Origin of the sequence: Micromonospora sp. C95 (assembly GCF_018070465.1) — a bacterium.
Lineage (GTDB): Bacteria > Actinomycetota > Actinomycetes > Mycobacteriales > Micromonosporaceae > Micromonospora.
The window spans coordinates 207857-232222 of the sequence record NZ_JAGPXT010000001.1; the positions used below are offsets into that span (position 1 = coordinate 207857).

The window sequence follows — 24366 nt, forward strand, 5'->3', positions numbered from 1 at the left end:
AGCGCCCTGCCGGGCCTCGGCCCCCCGTCGACCTCGGCCGCCCGCCTGTCAGGTTCAGCGGGGCTTGCGGCCCGTAGTGGAGGCGAACTGGTAGCCGCGCACCAGCACCGCCGGGTCGGCCATCAGCTCGGCGAACCGGTCGAGCTCGTCGTGGGACAGGTCCTCGGCGAGGAGCCGGTCGCGTAGCTGGGTGGCGTTGTCGGCGTACAGGCGGCAGCCAGCGCTGCCCCCGGCCCAGGTCTCGGCGACCCAGCGGGTGTGGACCTGCTCGAAGCCGTTGCCGAGCAGGACCGACGGAACCTTGTCGCCCCAGTGCAGGTCGACCCCGCGCCCGGCGAGGACGTCGAGGATGGTGTGCACCACGCGGGTGATGAGGTCGTTGTCGCTGTCGGCCGGGGCGTGCGCGGACACGGGTGCGTAGACGATCTCTCCAAGGACAAGGTGCCCGCCGGGGCGCAGCGCGTTGATCATCTGGTGGAGCATCAGGTGCCGGTTCGGCAGGTGTTCCAGGACGCAGCGGGCGGTAGCGACGTCGATGGTGCCGGGTTCGACCGGCAGCGGCTGGGTGCGCAGGTCGCGTTGATAGACGTCGAGCACGCCGGTGGGGTTGAGCATGCTGGTGTCGATGTCGACGGCGATGACCTTTCCGGTGCGGCCGACGAGTTCGCACAGGTGCCGGGCGATCGAGCCGGCGCCGGCTCCGACGTCGAGGGCGGTGTGCCCGGGGTTGACGCCCAGGCGGGTCAGGTCGTCGAGGGTGACCGGGTCGAGCATCTCCTGCAGGGGGTGGAGCTGGTGAGGGCTGTTGCGAAACTGGTAGCGCTGCGTGGGTGCGGTGGCCGTCATGGTGCGACTCCTTAGGTCGTCGTGGTGTGGCAAGGCGGGGGCGTTGTCAGCAGCCAGTGCTGTTGCGGCCGCGGGTACAGCGGTCGCGGTAGCGGAGCTGGCCGGGGACGGGCGGGGGGTTCCCACCAGCGGCGGGTGGCGTGGCTGTGGGCGAGGTAGAGGCGGTAGGTCTGCACGCGCCAGCCGAAGGGACCCAGGTGGGCGGACTCGTAGGCGAGGACTTCCCCGGTGTCTGGGTGCAGGACGAGCAGGGCGCGCCGGTCGCCGCTGGTGGCGGCGACGGCGATGCCTGGGCGACCGGAACGGTCGACCAGGCGCGAGTAGTAGGTGAGTGGAATCAGGTCGGCCAGCACAGTGAGGGTGGCGGCGCGGCCGTCCCGGCGAGGGCTGTACCAGGTCGACAGGTGTGCCAGGTTCGCCAGCACCTCGGTGGGGTCGGCTGGTGAGGGCTCGTTGATGCCGATGTCTTCCCGCAGCACGTCCGTGCGGGTGAAGGGGTCGACCAGCCCGACGCTGTAGAGGTCGCCGGGTTGCCACCAGTCGTGGGTGACCGGGACGACGCCGGTGGGGTGCTGGGTGGCGAGTTGGCCGCCGGAGCGGTCGTCGCCGCGCCAGCGGACCACCTCCCGTACCGCCGCCCCGAAGCGCGCGGGGTTGTTCCACTGCCGGTAGTGCACGAGGTCATACCGACCCGCGACGGTGTCGCACGCGCTGGCCCGCAGGCGTGCCGCCAGCGCTAGCAGCGGGGCGCGCGCCGGCTGCGGGTACGCCACCCGAGTGCCCCTGTGGCCGGGGGTGTGATCTGCCGCTGCAAGCCGGGGCTGCGGGGCCGCTGAGGTGGGACAGTGCGCGGCCCTGGCCTGAACGGGGATCGGTGCTGGCATCGTCGCGGCGGGTACGGAGGTGGCGGCGAGCATCACCAGGGACGCCACTGCCGCGGTAGTGGGGGTCATCGGTGTGCCTGTCCAGGGTTGGGCAGGGCGGGTGAGACCAGGGCGAGGTGGTCGCGTAGCGCCTGCTCGGCCTGTCCGCCGCTGGTGGCGATGGGTCCGGTGAGGCGTCCATCGGCGAGGACGTAGACGGTGTCACTGAGGGTGGCAGCGGCGCGGGCGTGCGGCACAGCGGCGAGGACGGTGACGCCGTGGCAGGGCAGATCCCGCAGCGCGTGAGTGACGTGCGCGGCCATGGTGGGGGCGAGTCCTTCGGTGGGCTCGTCGCACAGCAGCAGCCGGGGCGCGGTGCGCAGGGCGCGGGCGATGGTGAGCATCTGCTGCTCCCCGCCGGAGAGTTGGTGGCCGCGGTGGCGCAGCCGGGCCGCGAGGGCCGGGAACATCTCCAGCAGTTCGTCCACTGCCCAGGTGCGGCTGTCCGGGCGGCGGACGGGCGGCCGGGTGACGGTGAGGTGTTCGGCGACGGTCAGCGACGGCCACAGCCGCCGCCCCTGCGGGGCGAGGGCAACCCCGGTGCGGGCGGCGCGGACGGGCGTCCAGCCGGTCACATCGCGGCCGTCGAGCAGGACCCGCCCGGTGGTAGGTCGCAGGTGTCCGGCGAGGGTGTGCAGCAGGGTGGTCTTACCGGCGCCGTTGGGCCCGGCCACGGTGTGCACGGCGACGGCCGCCAGATCGACGGTGATGTGGTGCAGGACGGGGGTGTCGGGGCGGTAGCCGGCGGCGAGGTCACCGATGCGCAGCATCGTCACCCCCGGTGCCGAGGTAGAGGGCGGTGACGGCGGGGTCGGCGCGCACGGTGTCGGTAGGGCCGTCGGTGTGGCGGTGGCCATGGTGCAGGACGGTGGTCCAGTCGGCGAGGGCGGCGACGACGTCCATGTGGTGCTCGACGAGCACGACCGCCATCCAGCCGGGTAGACGCCCGAGAATGTCGAGCAGGCGGGTGGTAAGGGTGTCGGTGAGGCCGGCGGCGGGCTCGTCGAGCAGCAGCACGCGGGGCTGCCCGGCCAGGGCGACGGCCAGGTCGAGCATGCGGCGGTGCCCGTGCGACAGCGCGGCGGCCGGGTAGTCGGCGTACCCGAGCAGGCCGACGAGGTCGAGGGCTTCCAGAGGCGTGCGTTCGGGCTGGTGGCGGTGGTGCCAGCCGCCCATGCGCACACAGTCCAGCACGGTCAGGTTCGGGTAGACGCGGGGGTGTTGGAAGGTACGGCCGATGCCGGCGCGGGCCCGCCAGGCCGGGCCACGCCGGGTGACGACTTGCCCGTTATAGGTGATGGTGCCGGTCTGCGTGCGGGTGGTGCCGGCGAGGATGTTCAGCAGGGTGGACTTGCCGGCGCCGTTGGGGCCGATGACGGCGTGGCGGTCGCCGGGGGCGACGGTGAACGTGTCCAGGTCGAGGACGGTCAGCTGTCCGTAGGCATGGCGCAGGCCGGTCGCGACGAGGCCGTTGCCGTGGGCGCGGTCGATGTCACCCGGTTCGCGCTGCGACGGCACGCCGTCGGGGTCTATGCGGTGGACGGTCCTCACGGGGTGCTCCTGGTGACGGGTTGGTCCGGGCCCTCGGGGGTGTGCAAAGTGGGACGGCGCCGGTGGATGGGCAAGCTAGCCAGTCGCGCAGAAAGAGCGGTCAGGCCGCCGGGCAGCAGGTACACCGCGGTGACGAACAGGGCGCCGAGGAGCAGGGGCGCGTGGCCGGGCAGCGACGCCCCCACGACGTCGCGCACGGCGAGGACGGCGACCGTGGCGGCGGCGGCGCCGGGCAGCGAGGTTGCGCCGCCGATGACCACGGCGAGTAGCGCGAGGGCGGCGGTGGTGAAGCCGACATCGGCCGGAGTGATCCACCGGTGGGTGTGGATGAGCAGGGCCCCGCCGATCCCGGCGAGCGCGCCCGCACCGGTGTGCGCCGTCCACAGGTAGGCGGTGACTTGGTGGCCGCTGGCGCTCGCGCGGGCCTCGTTGGCGCGTACGGCCGCCAGCAGCGTGCGCCGGTCGCCGTCGAGCAGCGTTATGGCGGCGGCGGTCGCGGCGATCGCCACGGCGGCGGTGTAGAGGAGCACCGTGCGGTCGGCGGTCAGCGGCGGCAGGCCGGGCAGTAGGCGGGGGGCGGGGATCCCGGCGAGCCCGTCGGTGCCGCCGCTGACCGTGCGCCACTGGGCGGCGGTGATCGCGGTCAGTTCCGCGACGGCGAGGCTGAGCATGAGGAACACCGTGGCGCGGTAGCGGACCAGCAACGCGCCGAGAGCCCCGGCGGTCACGGCTCCCGCCCCGGCCGCCGCCAACAGGTGCAGCAGCGCGAGGTCGGTGCCGGCGAGGGCGAGCCGGGCGGTGGCGTAGGCACCGGCCGCGTACGGGGCGACCTGGCCGAGCGTCGGCAGTCCCGCGTGGCCGGTGACCACCGCGACGCTGACCGTCAGCACCGCCAGAGGCAGCATCCGCGCGGCGGTGGCGTGCAGGTACGGATCCGGTGAGACGGCCACAGCGCCCACCACCGCCGCTGCCAGCCCGAATGCCGACCACGGTTGCGCGCGTCGTGCCAGCGCGCGCACCACCGTCGCCGAGATGTGATGCTGTGGACCGCTCATGCCGACGCCCCTGCGGGGAGGCTGGTCCGACGGGCCAGGAGCACCACGGCCATGGCCCCGATCAGCAGGTACGGGGCGAGCGCCGGGAAGGACGTCACGCCGACGGTCTGCACGACGCCCACGGCGAGGGCGGCGGTGAGCGCGCCGGGCACGGAGCCGAGGCCACCGCAGACCACGATGATCAGCGACAGCAGCAGCGCGGTGTCGGCGGTGTGCGGGCCGACGCCGAGGATCGGCGTGGTCAACGCGCCGGCCAGGCCGGCGAGTGCACCGGCGGCGACCAGGACTGCCGCGTCCACCAGTCGGGGGTTCACACCGATGCCGGCAACCATGGCCCGGTCGTCGACCGTGGCGCGGATCAGCCGCCCGGCGCGGGTGCGGTGCAGCACCACGTAGCCGGCGGCGACGACCGCGACAGCGACGCCCAGCACGGCGAGCCGGTCGACTGGATACCGGTGCCCGGCAATCCGGACGGTCGCCTCCAACACCTCAGGCAGGCGAGGTCGCAGGGTGTCGGAGCCGTAAGCGGCGGTGAGCAGGTCGGCGCCGACGAGCGCGACACCGAAGGTGAGCAGCGCCTGGTCGAGGTGCCCCCGACCTTGCAGTGCGGCGGTCGCGGCGGCGAGCACCCCACCGCCGGCGGCACCCACACCAGCCGCCAGTGCGACCGCGGCGGCGAGGCTTGGCCATGTCCCCGAGCTGGTGGCGGCGGCGACGTAGCCACCGGCGGCGATCAGGGTGCCGTGCGCGAGGTTGAGCACACCCCCGGCGCCGAACGCGACGGTCAACCCCGCGGCGGCGATGGCCAGGAGCAGCCCGTAGGCGACGCCGTCGACGGCGGGTATCAGGTAGGCGTCCACGCGCACTGCACCCCCTTCTCGTGTGCTTGGTGTGGTCAGCTGGCGGGCAGGGTGGTGAGGTCCTGCACCAGGACGTTGGACAGCACCGGGCCGTCGTTGCGGACCTCGCGCAGGTACCACCGCTGCACCGGGCGGTGCTCTGTGGGGTCGAACTGCCAGTCCCCACGCGGGGAGACGACCCGCCCGACCTGCCCGATCGCGGCGTTGAGCTTCTCCCCGCTCACCTCGCCGTTCACGGCGGTCAGCGCCCGGTCGAGGACGGCGGCGGCGTCGTAGGAGGCCATCGCGAAGGTCGTCGGCTGGCCCGGGTGGCCGGCGGCGGACCAGGCGGCGACGAAGTCCTGGTTGGCCTGGTTGGCGAGGGTGGGGCTGTAGTTGAGGACGTTGCGGATGCCGGTTGCCGCTGATCCTTGCGCGGTGAGCACGGATCCTTCGGTCAGGAAGCCGGCGGCGTAGAGCGGGACGTCGGCAAGGTCGGACTGTGCGTACTGCTTGACGAACGCCACCGCCGCGGCCCCGGCGTAGAAGGTGTAGACGGCCTTCGGTCTGGTCTCGGCGGCCTTGTTCAGGTACGGCAGGAAGTTCTCCGTCGCCGGGAACGGCGTGAACAGCGTCTTCCCGTCGGGGTTGGCGAGTTTCCCGCCGAGGCGGGTGAAGGTGTCGGTGAAACCCCGTAGTTCGTCGTATCCGCCCTGGTAGTCCGGGCCGATCGCGTACACCTGACCGTCACCGACCTGCGCCCTGACGTACTCGGCGATGGCGATGCCCGGCTCGTCGGAGTTGTAGGAGGTGTGCCAGGTGTAGGCCAGGTCGCGAGGCTTGCCGCCGACCGGCGCGAACGCCGGCCGCGCATTCGCGCCAAGCAGGGGGACCTTCCGCTGCGTGGTGAGGGTCTGCACCTTGTCGACCGTCGCGCCGCCAACCAGCCCGGTCAGGGCGACTACCTGGTCGCGTTCGAGGAGCTTCTGCGCGGCGGGGACGGCCGTGGCGGGGCCGTCGCCCTCGTCGGCCACGACCAGGTCGACCTTTCGGCCTCCGAGTTTGCCGTCGTGTGTGTCGAGGTAGAGGCGGAAGCCCCGCTGCATGTCCTCGCCGACGGCGGCGTAGGTGCCCGACAGGGAGACCAGCAGCCCCACCCGGACCGAGCCAGAGTCGGTGGCGGTGCTGGTACACGCGGCGCCGGTCAGCAAAAGACCGGCCGCGGTCAGGGCGGCGAGTCGACGTCGCAGGTGTGGCCGGGGATCAGACATCGAAGATGCTCCTTCGTCAGGGGTGATGCGTTGGGTTCCGCGGGTGCTCAGGGCTGAGCGACCGCCGAGCGGGGCGTGGTCTGGGTGATGACGTGCTCGATGAGGGCGATGAGCAGCCGGCGGACGCTGTCGCGGTCGCGGGCGTCGATGTCGACGATCGGCACGTTCGCGGCCAGGGCGAGGGCTTCACGGATGGCCGAGGCGGGGTAGGAGCGGGCACCGGGGAACTGGTTGACCGCGACGACGTAGGGCAGCCGGACGTTGTCGACGTAGTCGAGGTGCCGGAACGAGTCCTGCAGCCGGCGGGTGTCGACCAGGACCACCGAACCAGCAGCGCCGCGCACGATCGCGTCCCACATAAACCAAAAGCGGTGCTGGCCCGGGGTGCCGTAGACGTAGACGGTGACGCCGTCGACGTCGAGGCGGCCGAAGTCCATCGCCACCGTGGTGGTCGTCTTCGCTGGCGTGTGGGACGTGTCGTCGGCGTTGCCGGCGGACATACGTGCCTCGGTGGTGACCGGTGCGATGTCGGAGACCGCGCCGACGAGGGTGGTCTTCCCGACGCCGAACGGCCCGGTGAGCACGATCTTCAGGCTCGGCGGCCCACCGGCGGGTCGCCGGACGGTGAGGGCGGGTGCGGTCATCGCCGGCCGGCCGCCGCGGTGGAGAGTGTGCCGGCGAAGGCGGGGGTGAGCTGGTCGCCGGCCTGCTCGGCGAAACGGCCGAGTTCCTCGGTGACGAACGCGAGGTCGGCATCGCGGGTGGCCAGGGTCAGCAGCGACGCGCCGGTGCTCACTGCCACCAGAATCAGGAATCCGTGCGCCAGCTCGGTCAGGTTGCCCCGCACCCCGCCCGCGGACAGGTCGCGGGCGGCGCCGTTGAGCAGGCTGTTCATTCCGGCCGCCACCGCGGCGAGGCGCTCGGCGGCGTCCCGGTTGAGCCCGTCGGTCCAGGCCAGCAGGAGCCCGTCGGCCGACACGGCCACGGCGCGGCTGATCCCCGGCACGCGGGCGACGAGGTTGGTGTTCAGCAGGTAACTCAGATCGCTCATGACTGGCCCTTCGACTGGGGAAAGCGGCGTTCAAGGCCGCGCTGGTAGGCCCCCGCCGTACGGGCCAGGCCATCCATCGAGCGGACCGGCGCGTCGGCAGCGGGTAGGGGCGGAGGTGTGAACGCGGACATGGGCTGCCGCTTCGGCAGGCCGTTGGCCGTGGTGGCGTCCTGTCCGGGTAGCCCGCGCGCAGGGGTGGAGGGCATGTGCACCGGGGCGCCCTCGACGAACCACGCCGGCGCCAGCAGGTGTCGGGCTGTCTCGTCGTAGGCCGGCGTCGACTCCGACTCGGTCGCCCGGCGGGGCGCCGGAATCACCGGCAGCGCCTGGGTAGGGCCGTCCGCCGCGCTCGGGGTGGACGACCGGCGCCGGGTGGGCAGCGCGGCCGAGCCGCCGCGCCCGGCCGGTGCCGCCGTGGGCGCGGGCAGGGTCAGGGTGGACGCGGGCGTGCCGCCGGGAGCACGTCGGCCGGCGATCGGGCCGGTGGGCAGCGCGGCCGGCTCGGGAACGCTGATCAGGAGCTTGGCGGCGGGGATCTCGACTTCCCCGACCGTGCCATGCGGCTGTCCCGGCAGCAGCCGCACACGCAGCCCATGTGCTGAGGCCAGCAGCGCGACGGTGGCCAGGCCTTGGCGCCGGATGTGCTCCACCTCGATCATCGGCGCGGGTTCGGCCAGCTCGGCGTTGAGCCGGGCCAGCAGGTCCGGCTTGATGCCGGACCCGGTGTCGGTGACCTGGATGATCACCCGGTTGCCCAGCAGATGCCCGGTGACCGACGCGTCGCCGGGGCTGTAGCGGGTCGCGTTGTCCAGCAGCGACGCCAACAGATGGACCAGGTCGTCGATCATTGGTGGCGGCACCAGCACCCGCTCGTCGATCACCCCGAGCCGCACCCGCCGGTACTCCTGGATCCGGCCCTGCGCCGCCTGCGCCACCGTCACCAGCTCCGCCGGCTGCGGGTGCACCGCCCCCAACGACCGTCCCGACAGCACCAACAGGCTCTGTGTGGCGTGCAGCAACTGTGCGGCGAGACTGTCCACCGCGAAGAACGTCGCCAGGGTCGCGGCGTCCTTCTCGTCCCGCTCGGCCATGTCCAACTCGCGCAGCAGCCGGTGCGTCATCCCCTGACACCGCCGCCCCACCGCCTCCACCGCACCGGCGGCCACCCGCCGCTGCCGCGCCAGATCCGTCGAGATCCGGTAGGTGTTCAACGCCAGCGTGTCGAACGCGGCGGCCACCTCGTCCACCTCGTCCCGCGCCGCTCCGGGTGCCAGCGCGGAAGGCGGCGGCGGGACCGACGCCGGGTCGGCAGGATCCGCCGCGTCGACCCGGCGGACCAGGTCCGGCAGGTCCCGTTCCGCGACCCGGGTCACCGCGTTACGCACCCGCCGCAGCCGCCGCGCCAACGCCCGACCCTGCCGCCACGCCAGCACCGCGGCGGCCACGGTCAGCGCCACGGCGACCGCCGACAGCACACCCGTGGTCATCCACTGCTGTCGGCGTTGCCGCCCCACCTCGGCGGCGATGTCCGCGTCGACGCGGGTCTGCACCTCGTGCAGCCGGTCGCGCCGCTCACTACTGGCCGCAGCCCACCGGGACGCGTTCACCCGTAACCGCTGACCCACCTGAGTGCGGGCGACCTCGTCGTCGAGACGCTGCGCCACGAGGACCTGCGGCCCGGACAGCGCCTGGTCCAGCCACGACCGCCACCGCGCCGACGACCGCTGCGACACCGCCAGCAACGCCTCGTCGTACCCGGCACGGGTCGCGGCCAGCTCCCGCTGCACCGCCTGCGACACCACGGCGCCGTTGCCGGCGGCTACCGCTGCCTGTTGGATACCCGCGTACTGCCCAGCCTGCGACAACGCCGCCGCCACCCGCAACTGGTCGGCCACCGCGCCGTCCGCACCTCCGACCTGACCCACGGTCTCCCGCACCGCCAGACCCTGCGCGAGCACCGCCCGATACCGCACCAGCACCGCCGTCAACGACGCCGACCGCGCCTTGACCTGCTCTCGGAACACCGGCAGCAACCGCAGCTGCTCATCGAACGGCCCCGCCAAACGGCTGACCGAGTCCGAAGCAGCGAGCTCACCGCGGCGCTGCCGGTAGGCGTCCACCGCCCGGTCGGATGCCGTGACCTGCTCGAGATAACCGTTGAGGCCGCCCGCCGGATCACCGACCAGCCCGCCGGCGACCTGCCGCTCCCGGTCGAGTTCGTGCAGCACCTCACCCACCGCGGCCGACACCGCCACCAGCGACTGCAGGCGGTCGGCGCTGCGCGCCTGACGGCTCGTCGATGCCACACCCCATGAGGCGAAGACCAGAGTCGCCGCCAATGGGATGAGCAGCAGGAGCGCAAGCCTCCGAGCGACAGGCACAGCAGTCCTTCCCGCAGTCCGGCGAATTGGCGCGGTCGTCCGCGCTACGGTCTTGCTCTGCGACGGGCCGGGGCATAACCCAGGCGTCGTAGGCGACGAGAGTGACTAAAGGCGAAGACCGTCGATGTCGGTAAGGCTCGCCGTGCACGTCTGACAATCCGCCGACAATCCGCCCTTACTCGATGGCGGCCAGCGCGCCTGGGATGGCCGGCGAACATCGCCTACCGACGCGCTGCACCGCGGCTTGACCCCGTCGAGGCCGCCCAATGTCCGGGCCGGTCAATGTCGGAGCTTTGTCAGAGGTCAGGGCATCGGGTTATCGACATCCGCGCACGCGGCCGTTAATGGGGGCATCACCGTGAGCGCCAGCGGCGCGGACAGCGGTGACGGGCGATCCGGCCGCCGGCTGGTTCGCCTGCCTGTGCCCAACGCTCCCGTAGGAGGGATGTGCCATGGCCCCACGAACCATGCCCGAACCGGCTGAGGTCGGTCGCCGAGCCGCCGAGATCCTCGACCTGATCACACGCCACTCGTCGTCCGAGCGGCTCCGCAGCTCGTCGATGAAGTACTCCAGCTGCTGGGCGACATTCACCGGGTACCCAGCGATCAGCCGCTGGTCCCTGGACCGGGACGCCGGCCCGCTGCTGACCGAAGCGATGCGGGTCCTCGCGCTCAAGGCCGCGGTGTTCGAGCTCACCGGCGGCGACGAGCAAGCCGCGGAGCTGCTCGTGCCGGCGCCGGTCGACGAGATGATCCACGCCGTGCTCGCCCAGTTCACCCTGATGTCCCGGATGCAGCGCGACCTCGGGGTCACCTTCCCGCACGCCACGGAGTTGGAGGAGTTCACCTACACCCGTGGCTGCCTGACCGACGCGTACTACGCCGCCGCCGGCTGGGGGCCGCAGCCGCTGCGGTACTGGCTGGACTCCGCCGAGGTGACCCGTCGGCTGGATCAGCTCAACGCCCACTACCAGGCGGCGGGCCTCGGACGTGACGGACGCAGCCACGACTTCGACTTCGACCGACCGGACCCGGCGACCGCGCCGGTCGGGGTCAGCGGTTAGCCAGCTCCACCGACAGCACCCGCCGCATCGCTGCCACCACCTGCTTCGGCTCGAACCTCTCTGCGGCGAGGCGCTCGGCGCGGGCGACGGCACCGAAGATCTGCTCTTCCGGGGCGTCGCGCAGCACGGCGACGAGCCAGCCTTCCAGATCCACCAGCTCGGCAGGCAACACCAGGGAGGCGGGCGTCGGCGCCGGTCGTGGGGTCTGGTCGGGGACAGGTTCGCCGCGTGAGGCGTATCGGCCCGGTGGCAGTCCGACCCGGTACGGGTGCACACACACCGCGACGCCTTCGGTGGTGACTCGCCATCCGATGTCCGGGTTGTAGGCGAACTCGGGTCCGGGCCGATCGACGACGTCGAACTGGCCCGGCCCGAGCTGCTGGGCGGGACACACCACGCACGTCTGCTCACACCACTGCGGTAGCGGCCCGGACATGGCGCCGATGCTACGGCAACCAGGAGGTATCAGGCCATGACCGTCTTATCCCCTCCCCGGGCCGCCACCGTCGACCGCGCCCTACGCGACGCCCAGCGCTGGTGCGCCGGACACACCATCGACGACCGCCCCGCACTGGCCCACGCCGTCCGGGTCGCCGTGACCATCGGCGAGCATGTACCGCACCCGGACCCGGATCTGATAGCCGCAGCGCTGCTGCACGACACTCCCGACTTCGCGCCCCGCACACCGGACATCTACCAGTTCCTCGCCGCCACCTACGGCCCGCAGGTACCGCGGATCATCGCCGCCCTGCAGGCCGAGCACCAGGCCCTCGACATGCCGAACCCGCCGATCCGCGTCGACGACCTGCCGGTATTGCTGGCGTCGACCGCCGACAAGATCGTCGCGCTGACATCGCTGCTGCGACGGGCACATGCCAGCGGCAACGTCACCGACTTCCTCAGCACGCGCCCGGCGCTGCTCACGCTGCTACCGCACTTCCGGGCCTTTCACCAGGCAGCCCACCCCCGGCTGCCGGCGGGGATGTCGGCCCGCCTCGACACCGCGCTGGCACTGCTCGAGCGAGCCGCCACCACCATCCAGACGGCGAGCACAACGTGATCGCCATAGATGCCGCGCTGGCGGACCAGCTACGCCGCGACCTCCTCACCGCCGCCGGCCATCAACAGACCGGTGGGCAGGTCATCCAGGAGTGGGAACTGTCGACAGTGCAGCGCCTGTACTTGGGCGACGGCAGCAGCGTGATCTGCAAGCTCGCCACATCACCGTTCACCGGCGAAGCCGCCGTGCTGCGAGCCCTCAACGAAAACGGTGCCGCCGTGCCCCACCTGCACGGCTACACGCTACGTCCACAGGCGCTGGGCATGCTCATGGACGACCTCGGCGACCCCATCCGGCCGCCCACCACGGCCGAGGCCGCAGCCGCCGCCCGCGCGGTCCACACCATCCCTGCGATGCCCACGCTGCCCGCGTTCGGTCAGCAGACCCTGGCAAGCCTTCCAGAGCAGGCGCTGGCCGCACTCGACGCGCTACACCGCCAAGGGCGTTTCCTCAACACGGGCACGATCGAGGACCTGCTGCGGCGGCTGGAAGCCGTGGCGGGCCGGCGCGCCGACGGCACCGAACGAGAGCCCTTCGGGCTGTGCCACGGCGAGTTCCACCGCAGCTCGCTGCACATCAGCCGCACGGGATGCCGCCTCGTCGACTGGGCGAAAGCCTTCACCGGACCCGGCCTGCTCGACCTCGCCACTTGGTTCGGCACCCGCAACGCCCCAGACCCCGCTCAACTCACCCGCCTGATCCGCGCCTACGTCGCGGCTGGCGGCAGCGCCGACGCCCACTCCGACCGCGGCGAACTGCCGGCAGCTCAGTGGGCGCTGGGATGGCACCGCGTGTGGGCAGCCTGGTGGTTCCTGACCACAGCCGCCGCAGGCCACCACCAGCCCCACACCGATGGCTCTCACGCCCAGGTCGTGCACCGCCAACTGCACGCTGCCGCGCAACTGCTCGACGCCGCCCCGTCTGGCGCGTCCGGAGTTCATCTCACTACCGCGGGAAGACCCTCATGAAGCGCCTCATCGTGGACACCCACGCCTCGTCCTGCTACTTCCGCACCTCCGTCGGCGGGGATGGCCGCAAGGCGTTGGTGCAGATCACCGAACGGTGCAACCTGCACTGCGCCCACTGCTTTGTCTCCTCGACCGCAGTCGGGTCCGACCTGTCCCTGGGCGACTTCACCACCCGAGTGTTGCCCCGGCTGCTCGATGCCCGAGTCGAGCGCCTCACGCTCACCGGGGGCGAGCCGTTCGTCCACTCCGACCTGATCGCCATGTGCCAGGCGGTGGCCGATCAGGGACTGCCGGTGGGTATCTGCACCAACGCGACGCTGACGCGTGACGCCGACATCGCCGCCTTGGCCGCCTTGGGCAACGTTCACGTCAACGTGTCCTTCGACGGGTTCCGATCCGACAGTCACGGCAAGTTCCGCGGCGACCGGTCTTCGTTCGCCACCACCGTCGCCACCACCCGCAAGTTCGCCGATGCCGGCCTCCTCAAGGGCCTGCTGTCCACGCCCAACGCGCTGACCGTGCCGGAGGAGTTCGCTGACCTGTGCGCCTTCGCCGTCGACGTCGGCGCCGAGTACGTGCTGATGAATCCGCTGTCCTCCTTCGGACGGGGGGTGAAGAGCCGCAGTAAGCTCGCTGCCACCACGGCGGCGATGGACGCCATCACGGCCGTGACCGACCGCTTCGCCGGCCACGTCGACCTCGTGCGCATCCGGTTCCCCAACGACGGCCTGCCGCTGGGCGGATGCGACGCGGGAAAACTGATCTACGTCTTCGTTGACGGGCAGGTCGCCGTTTGCCCCTACCTGGTCTTCGCCGCCCGCACGCCTGCCTCCGCGCACCGCGATACCGAGTTCCTCACCGGCAACATCCTCGATAGTGAGGTTGTCACCGGCCTCGACGCCTACGACTTCCATGGCCGCTACCGGCTCGGCGCCAACCCGACCTGCGGCTCCTGCGCGCTGGCCGGACAGTGCGGCAAGGGCTGCCCTGCCGCGGTCATCGCCACCGGTGGCCGCATCGGCGACGTCGATACCGAGCAGTGCCCCGTCACCGACCCATCCGGTCGTCGACTGCTCCCGCTGTCCCTGGCCAAGGGGTGAGCAGCCTGTTCATCGCCGTGGAGGGCCCGAACGGAGTCGGCAAGAGCACCGTCGCCCGCCTTCTGGCCGACCGCCTCGCCGAACTCGGACCGGCCGGGGTCCACCTGACCGGCGAGCCCACCCGCACGCCCCTGGGCCAGCTCCTGCGCCGCCAGGAATCCTTCCTGCACGGCAAGGCACTGGCCCTCGCTCTGGCCGCCGACCGCGCCGCGCACATCGAAACGGAGATCATCCCCCGGCTCGACGACGGACTGCATGTCGTCTCCGACCGGTACGTCGCCTCCTCGCTGGTGCTGCAACGCATCGACGGCCTTGACCTCGGCGAGATCTGGTCCTACAACCGCTACGTCCTGCCCGCCACCGTCATCTACCTCGAAGACCACCCAGAGGTCATCCGCACCCGACTGGCAGCCAGGGCGCACCTGACCAGGCTGGAAGTGGCCGGCTCACCCGAGAAAGAACTCGCCCTCTACCGCGACGCCGCCACCCACCTGCACCGGCAGCAGTGGCGCCAACACGTCGTCGCCTGCCACGGCCTCAACCCCGAACAGGTCGTGGACACTATTCTCACCCTGCTAGCCGCCGACGGCCCCTGACCAGCGAGGCTCACCGTGCTGTCCATCCTGACGCTCAACGTGCAGGCCGCCGCGCTCGCCCGCGCGCAGAAGCTCCTGACCTGGCTGCTGCAACGCGATGATCACGTGATCATCCTGACCGAAACCAGCAACGGACCCGGCACCCGGCACCTGCTCACCGGCCTGCGGGCAGCCGGGATGTCCATCGCTCACCAGCCCTCGACTGACGGCGACCGCGGCTGCGCCATCGCCAGCCGCATCCCCACCCGCCCAGCCCCGCACCTCACCGCGGGCGTCAGCCTGCCTGGCCGGGCCCCCGCCGTCATCCTCGGCACCGACCCCACCGTCACGATCCTCGGCCTCTACGTCCCCTCCAGCGACCGGGCACTGGCCAAGCTCGCCAAGAAGCGGACCTTCCTCGCCACCGTCACCGACACCCTGGCGCGACTGCCCACCACCGACCGCGCACATCTGGTGGTCGGCGGCGATTACAACGTCATCAGCCGCGACCACCAACCCCGCTACCCCGGCTTCCGACCCTTCGAGTACGACTTCCTCGACGCCCTCGCCTTACTCGGGCTCTGCGACGTCCACCGGACTCTGCACCCCGACGTGCAGACACACAGCTGGATCGGCCGTGCCGGAAACGGATATCGCTTCGACTACCTCCACGCCGGCCCTGGGCTACTGCCTCACCTGGCAGCCGCCGCCTACCTGAACCAACCTCGCCTTGAGGGTCTCACCGACCACTTGGCGCACAGCGCCGACATCGACGCACCGGCCGCCGGTGGTCGGGGGGCCGGTACGAGCAACGTCGTGGCTTGCTTGACGTCCCGTACGTTCTCCTAGACGAGCGGCAGAATAGGCGCGTGACCCTCTGGACGATCGCCACGGCGGCCGACGAAGCTCGCCGCCAAGCGGCGGTCGCGGTCCTGCCCATCGGCAGCTTCGAACAACACGGCTCGCATCTACCGCTCGCCACCGACACGATCGTGGCCAGCGCCATCGCCACCGCGCTCGCGGAACTTTACGACCTGTTCCTGCTTCCGCCACTTACTATGTCCTGCTCCCACGAGCACGCCGCGTGGCGAGGAACTGTCAGTCTCAGCTCGACCACCCTCACCGCCATCATCAACGACGTCGTGGCGTCCCTCCATGGGCAAGGCATCGACCGTCTCGTTCTCGTCAACGGGCACGGCGGCAACTATGTGTTGTCCAACATCGTCCAAGAGGCCAACACTGACGGGCCACGCCTCGCGCTCTTCCCAGGTCGACAGGACTGGGACCAAGCACGCCGCGACGCCGGACTACACAGCACCACCCACGACGACATGCACGCCGGGGAGATCGAGACGTCGATCCTTCTCCACGCCGCGCCGGATGCCGTCGGCCCGGACTTCGAAACCGCCGATCACCTCACCGAACGGCCACAGCTCCTGACGCTCGGCTTGGCTGCCTACACGAGCACCGGAGTAGTCGGGCAACCATCGTTGGCCACTGACGCCAAGGGGCAGGCGGTGCTGGCCAGCCTTGCCCGCAGCTTCGCGGACACCCTCACCACGCTCACCCGTCAATAGGCCAACACTCGCGCCACGCGACACGATCCTCCTGGCGGCACCCAGCTCTCACCGCGTGCCGGCCGAAATTCGAAGGAGCCCACATTGCGCAGCCACGAAGTCGTCCCCGGCCGCACCATCGTCGCGGTATTCGACCACGGAGAAGACTTCTACGACGCCCTCGACCGCACCTGCCGCGCCCACGACATCCGCCAGGGCTACATCCCCACCTTCATCGCCGGCCTCGCGGCCGCGGACATCGTCGGCACCTGTGAACGCCTCGACAACCCCGACGCGCCGGTCTGGTCCAAAGTCCATGTGACCAACATCGAGGCCCTCGGTGGCGGCACCCTCGCCTACGACCCCGGCACCGACACCATCCAGCCGCACATCCACCTCACCGTGGGCCTAAAGGCGCACAGCGCCACCGCCCACACGAGCCACCTGCTCGCCGCGACTGTCCAGTTCCTCACCGAAATGATCATCGTGGAGATTCTCGAGCCACCGATGACGCGCGTTCGCCAAACCGACCTCTACGACGTTCCACTCCTGCAGTTCCCCTGAAGCCAGTCGAGCGCGGGGGCCCAGGTCTCCAGCCGTCACAGCCGGGGCGGCAACAGCCTTGGACTCGACCACCTCAGACCGGGGCCGACGACCTCACGGCCGCGCTCGTCAGATTCCAGATCAACGTGTCGTAGGTGTCCGCCACCCGCAGTACTGGCACGCCGAGTGAGCGAATCATCGCGTCGAGTCCGTGCTGCACCTGTTCACCCGAGTGCCGGGAGCTGACCACCCGCTCCACCTCAACGAACGCGCCGAGCCCGTCGACGACGTCCACGCATACCGTCGCGTCGTCCCAATCGCCGGTTCGGCGCTGCTTGACGATTCGTACGGTTGGCACCCAACCCATCGTCGCTAGAGCAGCGTGCATCGCGTCACGGTCGAAGATCACGCATTCGTGCTCCAGGCAAGCCATCTCGTTGTCGATCGGCTTCTTCACGGTGAACAGATGGCGCCCATCCTGCGTGCGCAGACGCGCAAACGGAACACCGACCTTCGACATTCCGTACGACCAGCCGGCTGGTGCGTACGCCTGGTCGTCCTGGACCGACGGCTCCGTCAATACGACCTGCCGCCGGGCGAGCGCCGTGATCAACCTCTGCAGGTCGTCGACGCGATACTTGGCTTCAACCTCATGATCATTGTTGGCCGGCTCGTGGGTCACGAGTAGGGAGCATACGAGCATCGGAGGTCACGCGAGTTCGGACGACCGCGAGGCCAATGTCGGAACTTTGTCGGAAGAGTGCTGGATGAAGCCGCTGAGTAGCTGGCGCATCACAGACCTGCACTACAGTGCTCCCACGCCAACCTGCCTCGCCTCGCGCGAGCGTTCGTACCCATCGGGAGCTGCTGATGTCGAGCGTGCCACCACAAGACGTGGCCAAGGCATGGATCGCTCTTGGCCAAATGCTGGCCCGCAGCCGCAAAGCCGCTGGTTACACGCAAGAGACGTACGCCCCGCGGGTGAGCTATGGACGGAGCACGATCGCGAACGTGGAGACCGGCAGACAGCGTGTGGGCCGCGATTTCTGGGCCCGAAGCGACGAGGTGTTGGGCACCGGGGGCAGACTGGTCCGGGAATACGATCGCATCCGGCTCGCCAGCAACCGGCACGTGTTGAGCGGCACGGCCGCCCCTACGGCGTGCCACGTGGCTGCTGAGCCCTCGTCCTCCACCGCTGCGGAGGCGCTCGCCCGCACGCCGGGAACGGACTACCTGGTGGGCGAGTGGAACAGCTTTTCCACGCTCACCAGCATGCTGGCCCAGCAGCGCCAGGCCGTGTCACCCGACGCGCTACTGGGTCTGATCGAGGCCCACCGTGACTGCCTGTCGACGCTGTATCGCAAAGCGGGTCGTGCTCCCATCCGCGCTGATATCGGAGCGATGCTCGCCGAAGCCTCGATCGTCGCCAGCCGGCTGTGGAGCGCGCAAGGCAACCGTGCCCTCGCGCTCGCTCACTGTGCCTATGCCCGTCAGCTCGGCGACAGGCTGGGCAGCCGCAGGATCAGCGCAACGGCACGCATCTTCGAGAGCAACCTCCACTCGGAGGCTGCCACACTGATTGACGCAGACGGTGACATCATGATCGGCCTGCGGCTCCTCGATGAGGCCGCCCGTGCGTCCACCGATCTCAGTCCACCCGCACGGGCGCGAGTAGCTGCCGAGCAGGCCCAAGCCTTCGCGGCCCTGCGACTTCCCCGCGAGGCCACGGCGGCCCTGAAGCGGGCAGAAGAAGCGGTCAACGACTTGTCACCCGCCGACTGTGTTGGCCTCTACAGCGACTGGAGCAGCGCCCGCCTCCACGTCTACGCGGGCACGTGCCATCTCCTTCTCGGTCAGCCCCACCAAGCGGTGACCGTGCTGGAAAGTGCGGTACAAATGCTGCAACACGACCACGCCAACGCCAACGTCGCGTTGGCGGCAGCCGTAGACCTCGCCAGCGCCTACGCCGACGCCGGCGAACTCGAACAATCCTGCACCTTGCTTGGCGCCACCTACGACCAGCTGAAAGCCGGTGGAAACCATCGAGGCATCGCTCGAGCCCAACGAGCTCGACAACGGTTGGACCGATGGCGCGATGAGCCGCTTGTCCTCGAACTCGAGGAGCAGATGGCCGCCTAACGAGCAGCCGGCGTCCCGCCCGCACTCAACAGCGAACTGACGGCTGCCGCCACCGTCGTCGGGTCGAGACTGTCGAGTACCACGTCAGGTTCGTAGGACGCCAGCTCTCGACGCCCAAGCCGGTGAGCGACGACAGCGACGCGAAAGTCGGCGTGACGTGCGCAAGCGATGTCGTTGGGCGCATCCCCGATGACGATCGCTCGAGCGGAATCGAGCGGGTCACCGTAGACCGCCGAGTAGCGCTGAGCTACGACTGCCGGAAGCTGGAAGCGATCTCGCGCGTCCGATCCGAACCCGCCGATGCGAAGATCAAGAAAATCGTCCAAGCCCGCCACGTCCAGCTTCACCTCGGCGGCCGAACGCAGATTGCCGGTCAGCACGGTCTGGATGAAGCCACGTTCGTGCAGCTTCGCGATGCTCGCCGCTGCACCTGGATACGGCGGCTGGACCTCAGCCAACTCCTGCCGACCCTCCTGCATGACCGCGGCGATGGCCTGACGGAAGGCGGGTATGCCCGCCTCCGCAGATGACGGGTCCACGCCCGAAGCGATCGCCGTGTCCACGGCGATCGACTCGTCCGTATACCCATGCACCTTCTTGTCAGGGAAGACAACCTCGGACTGCGCGATGCCGTACGCACGAGCGATCGCACGCGTCAGCCAACGCAAGTCCGCGGGGATGAGCGTCCCGTCAACGTCCCAGATGACCAAGCCGGCGCTGCTGTGGTTCATAGATCCATCGTCGCACGGGCACGAGCAGCTAACCCTGCCGAGCGCTCCGGGTTCGCGGTCGGACCGAAAGGCCAAGCGGTGGATGCGGTCGCGGCAGCGGGTGTCGGTGGATTGTCATAGTCCGATGACATGCCTGTCCGACAACACCCGACGTCGGCGACGGTGAGTGAGCCTTCCCCGAAAGGCCCCGGGCGGATCGTCCGCGCATCGCTGTCCAGACGGCACCTTCGCTGCCCTACGTGGTGATCATCGCGCTGGCCGCGGCTGCTGCCGATTTGCTGATTCAGCCACGGACATGCAGCGCGTCCGGCGGCGGGGATGGCTGTTCGCTCCCGATCGCCTGCGACTGTTGGAAGGAATGTCTGCAATGTTCTTCGATGTCGTCGTCGTCGGCGCTGGCCCAGGTGGTCTGGCTTGTGCCCACGAGGTCGTGCGCCAGGCCCAGGGCCTGCGGGTGCTGCTGTTGGAGGCCGGGCGGGGGATGCGGAATCGGCCGTGCCCGGTCGACCGAGGGCTGCGTTGCACGGGGTGCGCCGGGATCTGCAACGTGATCAGTGGCTGTGGCGGCTGTGTGCACTACGGAGACGGGGTGAAGTTGAGCTTGCTGCCGTCCGGCCGCCGCCTGATCGATCACTTCGGTGAGGACCGCGCGGACGAACTGTGCGAGCGCGCGTTCCAGTTCCTGACCGCTCCACTGCCAGAGCCGCCCATTCTGAGTGGCACGAGACTCGGCGCGCCAGTCATCAAGGCCTTCGCCGGGAACGGCCTGGCCATCCGGGAGTACCCGGTCGCGGTCTTGGGGGAGACGCAGGTTCGGGACATGCTCACGGCGCTGCACGGCTTCCGCAACGACGCTCTGACCGTCTGGGAGAAATCGGAACTTGTCACCGCCGCCCTGGAGGGGGACCGCCTGACGCTGACGGTAGCGACCCACGGTGGCCTCGTCACCGCCGAGACGGCACGGCTGGTGCTGGCCACGGGCCGACACGGGGTGACCAGCACTCACAACCTCCTGACGGCATTCGGGGTGCAGACGATCGCGCCGGACATGTCGCTCGGCGTGCGTCTCGAGACGAGGACCGAGGTGCTGGCCGCGATCGGCGTCGAGCACCCCGATCTGAAGATCACCCAGTTGGAGCGGGTGGACCGTAAGACGAAGACGTTCTGTTTCTGCGGCGGCCCGAACGGTGGTCGGATCAAGTTCACCAACTACCAGCGCTCCTTCGGGCGGGAGGTGATCACTCTCGACGGGCACGAAACCACTGAACGCCTTCCGGAGGAACGTTCACTGGCAGCCAACTTCGGCCTGTTGTGCCAGCTCGCCAGACCCGGCACCAGCACCGAAGTCCGGGACGAGATCCTGTCCGATTACTGGCGGCTCAGCGGAGGCCGGCCGGTGGCGCAGAGTCTGCGCGCGTTCATGAACAAGACGACCGAGCCGCGTCGTTGGCCGGAGTTGGCTGCGGCAGTGACGTTCGAGCCGTCCGTCAAGGACTTGACTACCGCCCGGCTCGACAGCTTGTTCACCGACGCCGAGCACCTCAGCCTTATCGAGAGCCTCCGCCGGGTCATGGGCTCGATCCTGGACCACGCCGGCGCAGGCTTGTCCGTGGATGACCTTGTCGACGATGTTCTCGTGATCGGGCCTGAGGTCGAGTTCTTGTGGGACCGGGTCCCGGTCGACGAGGACTGCAAGGTGCGGGGCCTGCCGATCTACGTGGTCGGAGACGCCGCAGGGATCGCCCAGGGCATCGTGCAGGCTGCCATGATGGGCGTTGCCGCCGGCGACGCCATCGCGACCGGTATGCCGGCATGACCGCCGTCACGACTCGTCACCTGGTCGCGGACCGGTTCGGGCCGCTCTACCCGGCATCGGCGATGACGTTGCCGGTCATTCCCAGCCTTCCAATGCCGAGATTCGCCGCGCCGCCACCGGACGTGCGCAACCTCAGCCCGCACTACCGCGACCATTACGGCGCCAACATCCTGCACGAATATCCCGCCGGACGATCCGGGGACCGGCTCGCGTTCATCGACAAGGCGTTCCCGCACAGCGTCTACGACATGATGCTGCTTGCCACGGTCGGCGACGACAGAGTCATCGCGTCGTCGGTCAGCGATGTCCCCGAGGCCATGCTGACGGCGCTGCTGAGGTTCTGTAGGCAGTTCGTCGGCTACGTCGACGCCTCCTCGACTCGGCGCCGGTTCGACCTCGACGGGGCGCAGCTCATGATCGGCACGAACCACGACCCGTACACGGTCGACCGCGACAACGGGCAGTGGTGGGACAAGCGGATGCACTGGCACCTCAACTGCTGGCCGGCTGCCGCCTACCGCGACGCCTCGATCGTGCCGCTGGGCGAGGTAGGCGACCTCAACCGACGACGGGCGCTGGTGGACCCCATCGCGCACCTAGCCGCCCAGGTCATGCGTGACGCATCCCGTACGCAGCCGCTGCCCGCCGGCTGCCACCTCGCGGGCGACGCAGATCTGTCCGCTGCTGGTGGCCCAGTCGGATTCAAGATCGCTCTTCCGGACTGGAACTTCCTCCTCGATACCGCCTGCGCGCGCCTTCTCGTCCAACTTCATGAGATGGCCACCGGCGCGTACGCGCAGCTGCGGGAGTGCTTCACCGGCAGCCCGGCGGCGTCGCCCCCGTGGACTCGGCCGGGGCTGCTGCCGCCCGGCCAGGTCGCGGCGAATCTGAACAACCTCACCTGGCTGTCCGAACCCGGCCGGCAAGGTCTCGTGATGCTGAGGGCGTTACTCCGGGACATCACCGCCCACGAGATGGCCCTGTTGCGAACGAACATGGATCTCGCGAACCGGTGCCTGACCTTGGCTGGCTTGGACTACCACCTCGGATTCTGGTCCCCAGCGCGACTTGGCAGCTCGCGTGAATGTCCGCCGGTCTACCTCGTAATGCAGTTCAAGCTGCTCAGCGCCATCGGTAGCAGCCCGGCGATCGGCGGCAGCGTCGCATCGATCCTCGACCGCTTCCGCGGCCCGATCATGTCGGCGCAGCAGACCCGCCTGCGTCGACAGTTCCAGGACGGCTTCCTCGCGGATCTGGAGCATGGCGCGCCGGAGGCAGCAGCGTGAATCTCCATCCGCCCGACGTGACCTCAGCGGCGAGCATCACTCCGGAGGTCCTCGCCTTCTACGCCCACGGGGCCGAGCAGGGACGCCTGAGCGACCCGCGCCGCCACATCGAGTACCTGCGCACCCGCGACATCCTGGGCCGCCACCTTCCCCCAGCCGGAACTGTTGCCGACGTCGGCGGAGGACCTGGCGCGTACGCGTTTCAGCTGGCCGCGGACGGCTACCGCGTCCACCTCGTGGACCCTGTCCCACTGCACCTGGAGCAAGCCGCCACCACGTCCGCCAGCGCCGAGTCGCCGCTGGCCTCGATCTCGCGCGGGGACGCGCGCCAGGTGCCGCTCGGCTCCGCCAGCTGCGACGCAGTTCTTCTGCTCGGACCGCTGTATCACCTCACCAACGCCGCTGACCGCGCCCGCGCCTGGGGCGAGGCGTACCGCGTACTTGTCCCAGGCGGCGTGGTCGCCGCCGCAGCGACGTCCCGCTACTACACCACCTGGGAGTACCTCGCCAAGAACCTCTACGACGACCCGGCGGTGGAGGCGATCCTGGCCCGACATCTTCGCGACGGGCAACACCGCAACCCGACCGGTGATCGACGGCTGTTCACCACCGGCTACTTCCACAACCCGAATGGTCTCGCTGCAGAAGCCACCACCGCAGGCCTGCGCCCGCACGCCCTGCTCGCGGTTGAAGGCGCCGCCAAACTGCTGCCCGACCTCGCCGACCGCCTCCGCGACCCACACCGTCGCGACCTCCTCCTGCGGGCGATCCGCCGGGTCGAGGCAGAACCCTCACTCCTCGGCATGTCTGAACACGTCCTGCTCATCGCCCACAAGCCCACACCCGACAGCACCGCTGCGAAGGAAACGAGATGACCACTACCGTTCGGCTCGCCAGCTGTGACCTCCCCACCGCGTACGGACAATTCCAACTCCATGCTTTCGGCTCCGAGACCGGCCCCGAGGAGGTGCTCGCCGCCGTCCACCGCCCTCAGCCCGCCGGCCAACAGAATCCGCTGGTACGGATTCACAGCGCCTGCGCCACAGGTGACCTGCTCGGATCCCTCAAATGTGACTGCGGCCCCCAGCTGGCCACATCCCTGCGCATGATCGGCGCATCCGACTACGGGATCCTGCTCTACATGCTGTGCCACGAAGGCCGCGGCATCGGGCTTGCTGCCAAGATCCGCGCTTACACCTTCATGGACCAGGGCTACGACACCGTTGCCGCAAACGCCGCCGTTGGCGCACCCACCGATGCCCGCGACTACCGACCCGCCGCGAGCGTCCTGGCCTGGCTCGGCGTCACTTCAGCCCGACTCGCCACCAATAATCCTCACAAGATCGACGCCCTCCGTACCGCCGGGATCACCGTCGACCGTGTCCCCCTCTCCGGTTTCGTCACCTCCGATAACCGGGACTATCTCGGGCAGAAGGACACCCTGCTCGGACATCTGAACAGCAGCGGAGCCGCCGCTTCTTGACCCGATGTCCAGTCCGACACGACCCGCCGCCCGCCTCCGGTCGGTATCATTCCGGCGGGCAGCAGGCGGGCCACGGCCTTCAGGCCGGCTGTTCACCGCAGCAAAATGGTGGCGCGCCGAAGGCGCTG

At 70.0% G+C, this 24366-nt stretch carries 26 protein-coding genes; 13 read left to right on the forward strand and 13 right to left on the reverse strand.

The features are described from left to right. Nucleotides 1–54: 54 nt before the first annotated feature. The 10 genes from KBX00_RS00950 to KBX00_RS00995 form a co-directional block, all read right to left on the reverse strand. Nucleotides 55–846 carry a methyltransferase domain-containing protein gene (locus KBX00_RS00950; RefSeq protein WP_210822260.1) on the reverse strand — a complete coding sequence of 264 codons (792 nt, stop codon included), beginning with the start codon at nt 844–846 and terminating at the stop codon, nt 55–57. 11 nt (nt 847–857) lie between these two features. Beyond that, nucleotides 858–1619: a hypothetical protein gene (locus KBX00_RS00955; RefSeq protein ID WP_210822262.1), complete on the reverse strand. Its 762-nt coding sequence runs from the start codon at nt 1617–1619 to the stop codon at nt 858–860. A 176-nt stretch (nt 1620–1795) separates the two neighbouring features. Beyond that, nucleotides 1796–2539 carry an ABC transporter ATP-binding protein gene (locus KBX00_RS00960; protein WP_210822264.1) on the reverse strand — a complete coding sequence of 248 codons (744 nt, stop codon included), beginning with the start codon at nt 2537–2539 and terminating at the stop codon, nt 1796–1798. Continuing rightward, a complete protein-coding gene (locus tag KBX00_RS00965) occupies nt 2523–3320 on the reverse strand; it encodes an ABC transporter ATP-binding protein (RefSeq protein WP_210822266.1) in 798 nt (265 codons plus the stop codon). Before KBX00_RS00965 ends, KBX00_RS00960 begins: the two co-directional genes overlap by 17 nt. After that, nucleotides 3317–4375: a branched-chain amino acid ABC transporter permease gene (locus KBX00_RS00970; protein ID WP_210822268.1), complete on the reverse strand. Its 1059-nt coding sequence runs from the start codon at nt 4373–4375 to the stop codon at nt 3317–3319. The genes KBX00_RS00965 and KBX00_RS00970 overlap by 4 nt, the downstream gene beginning before the upstream one ends. Next, nucleotides 4372–5235 (reverse strand): branched-chain amino acid ABC transporter permease, encoded by an 864-nt coding sequence (locus KBX00_RS00975; RefSeq protein ID WP_307867918.1) that lies wholly within the window; start codon nt 5233–5235, stop codon nt 4372–4374. The genes KBX00_RS00970 and KBX00_RS00975 overlap by 4 nt, the downstream gene beginning before the upstream one ends. Before the next feature lie 35 nt (nt 5236–5270). Beyond that, on the reverse strand, nt 5271–6485 hold the full coding sequence (locus KBX00_RS00980; protein ID WP_210822272.1) for an ABC transporter substrate-binding protein: 1215 nt from the start codon (nt 6483–6485) through the stop codon (nt 5271–5273). A 47-nt stretch (nt 6486–6532) separates the two neighbouring features. Beyond that, complete coding sequence (locus KBX00_RS00985; protein WP_210822274.1) at nt 6533–7129, reverse strand: ATP/GTP-binding protein; 597 nt, start codon at nt 7127–7129, stop codon at nt 6533–6535. Next, nucleotides 7126–7536, reverse strand: a complete 411-nt coding sequence (locus KBX00_RS00990) for a roadblock/LC7 domain-containing protein (protein ID WP_210822276.1) — start codon at nt 7534–7536, stop codon at nt 7126–7128. The genes KBX00_RS00985 and KBX00_RS00990 overlap by 4 nt, the downstream gene beginning before the upstream one ends. Further along, on the reverse strand, nt 7533–9842 hold the full coding sequence (locus KBX00_RS00995) for a nitrate- and nitrite sensing domain-containing protein (protein ID WP_210822278.1): 2310 nt from the start codon (nt 9840–9842) through the stop codon (nt 7533–7535). The genes KBX00_RS00990 and KBX00_RS00995 overlap by 4 nt, the downstream gene beginning before the upstream one ends. Before the next feature lie 527 nt (nt 9843–10369). Between KBX00_RS00995 and KBX00_RS01000 the strand changes: the two genes are divergently transcribed. Continuing rightward, on the forward strand, nt 10370–10981 hold the full coding sequence (locus tag KBX00_RS01000; RefSeq protein ID WP_210822280.1) for a hypothetical protein: 612 nt from the start codon (nt 10370–10372) through the stop codon (nt 10979–10981). On the opposite strand, the gene KBX00_RS01005 is transcribed toward KBX00_RS01000, so the two are convergent. After that, a complete protein-coding gene (locus KBX00_RS01005; RefSeq protein ID WP_210822282.1) occupies nt 10971–11417 on the reverse strand; it encodes a hypothetical protein in 447 nt (148 codons plus the stop codon). The genes KBX00_RS01000 and KBX00_RS01005 overlap by 11 nt on opposite strands. A gap of 36 nt (nt 11418–11453) precedes the next feature. On the opposite strand from KBX00_RS01005, the gene KBX00_RS01010 reads away from it, so the two are divergent. The 7 genes from KBX00_RS01010 (at nt 11454) to KBX00_RS01045 (ending at nt 16804) form a co-directional block, all read left to right on the forward strand. Beyond that, entirely contained in the window at nt 11454–12041 is a 588-nt protein-coding gene (locus tag KBX00_RS01010; protein ID WP_210822284.1) for a metal-dependent phosphohydrolase, read from the forward strand. Then, complete coding sequence (locus tag KBX00_RS01015; protein WP_210822286.1) at nt 12038–13009, forward strand: phosphotransferase; 972 nt, start codon at nt 12038–12040, stop codon at nt 13007–13009. The genes KBX00_RS01010 and KBX00_RS01015 overlap by 4 nt, the downstream gene beginning before the upstream one ends. Beyond that, the gene (locus tag KBX00_RS29015) at nt 13006–14109 is read left to right on the forward strand and encodes a radical SAM protein (protein WP_301547120.1); all 1104 of its coding nucleotides are present in this window, start codon (nt 13006–13008) and stop codon (nt 14107–14109) included. The genes KBX00_RS01015 and KBX00_RS29015 overlap by 4 nt, the downstream gene beginning before the upstream one ends. Next, complete coding sequence (gene tmk, locus KBX00_RS01030) at nt 14106–14705, forward strand: dTMP kinase (protein ID WP_210822289.1); 600 nt, start codon at nt 14106–14108, stop codon at nt 14703–14705. Before KBX00_RS29015 ends, tmk begins: the two co-directional genes overlap by 4 nt. A 15-nt stretch (nt 14706–14720) precedes the next feature. After that, entirely contained in the window at nt 14721–15533 is an 813-nt protein-coding gene (locus tag KBX00_RS01035) for an endonuclease/exonuclease/phosphatase family protein (protein ID WP_210822291.1), read from the forward strand. Nucleotides 15534–15553: 20 nt separating this feature from the next. Beyond that, on the forward strand, nt 15554–16261 hold the full coding sequence (locus tag KBX00_RS01040; protein WP_210822293.1) for a creatininase family protein: 708 nt from the start codon (nt 15554–15556) through the stop codon (nt 16259–16261). 84 nt (nt 16262–16345) lie between these two features. Further along, on the forward strand, nt 16346–16804 hold the full coding sequence (locus KBX00_RS01045) for a PPC domain-containing DNA-binding protein (RefSeq protein ID WP_210822294.1): 459 nt from the start codon (nt 16346–16348) through the stop codon (nt 16802–16804). Between the two features lie 73 nt (nt 16805–16877). Here the strand turns inward: KBX00_RS01045 and KBX00_RS01050 are convergent, their stop codons facing one another. Further along, entirely contained in the window at nt 16878–17465 is a 588-nt protein-coding gene (locus tag KBX00_RS01050; protein WP_307867922.1) for a CYTH domain-containing protein, read from the reverse strand. 188 nt (nt 17466–17653) lie between these two features. Here KBX00_RS01050 and KBX00_RS01055 point away from each other — a divergent pair, with 188 nt between their 5' ends. Continuing rightward, nucleotides 17654–18922 (forward strand): helix-turn-helix transcriptional regulator, encoded by a 1269-nt coding sequence (locus KBX00_RS01055; RefSeq protein ID WP_210822296.1) that lies wholly within the window; start codon nt 17654–17656, stop codon nt 18920–18922. Here the strand turns inward: KBX00_RS01055 and KBX00_RS01060 are convergent. Beyond that, nucleotides 18919–19653, reverse strand: coding sequence for an HAD family hydrolase (locus KBX00_RS01060; RefSeq protein ID WP_210822297.1), 735 nt, complete (start codon nt 19651–19653; stop codon nt 18919–18921). The two genes, KBX00_RS01055 and KBX00_RS01060, sit on opposite strands and share 4 nt — an antisense overlap. Before the next feature lie 367 nt (nt 19654–20020). On the opposite strand from KBX00_RS01060, the gene KBX00_RS01065 reads away from it, so the two are divergent. Genes KBX00_RS01065 through KBX00_RS01080 form a run of 4 tightly spaced genes read left to right on the forward strand, consistent with a single transcriptional unit; the run spans nt 20021 to nt 24238 of the window. Continuing rightward, complete coding sequence (locus tag KBX00_RS01065) at nt 20021–21469, forward strand: FAD-dependent oxidoreductase (RefSeq protein WP_210822298.1); 1449 nt, start codon at nt 20021–20023, stop codon at nt 21467–21469. Next, complete coding sequence (locus tag KBX00_RS01070) at nt 21466–22755, forward strand: hypothetical protein (RefSeq protein WP_210822299.1); 1290 nt, start codon at nt 21466–21468, stop codon at nt 22753–22755. Before KBX00_RS01065 ends, KBX00_RS01070 begins: the two co-directional genes overlap by 4 nt. Next, nucleotides 22752–23630 carry a class I SAM-dependent methyltransferase gene (locus KBX00_RS01075; RefSeq protein WP_307867924.1) on the forward strand — a complete coding sequence of 293 codons (879 nt, stop codon included), beginning with the start codon at nt 22752–22754 and terminating at the stop codon, nt 23628–23630. The genes KBX00_RS01070 and KBX00_RS01075 overlap by 4 nt, the downstream gene beginning before the upstream one ends. Further along, nucleotides 23627–24238 (forward strand): GTP cyclohydrolase II, encoded by a 612-nt coding sequence (locus tag KBX00_RS01080; protein WP_210822300.1) that lies wholly within the window; start codon nt 23627–23629, stop codon nt 24236–24238. The genes KBX00_RS01075 and KBX00_RS01080 overlap by 4 nt, the downstream gene beginning before the upstream one ends. The last annotated feature ends 128 nt before the right edge of the window (nt 24239–24366 follow it).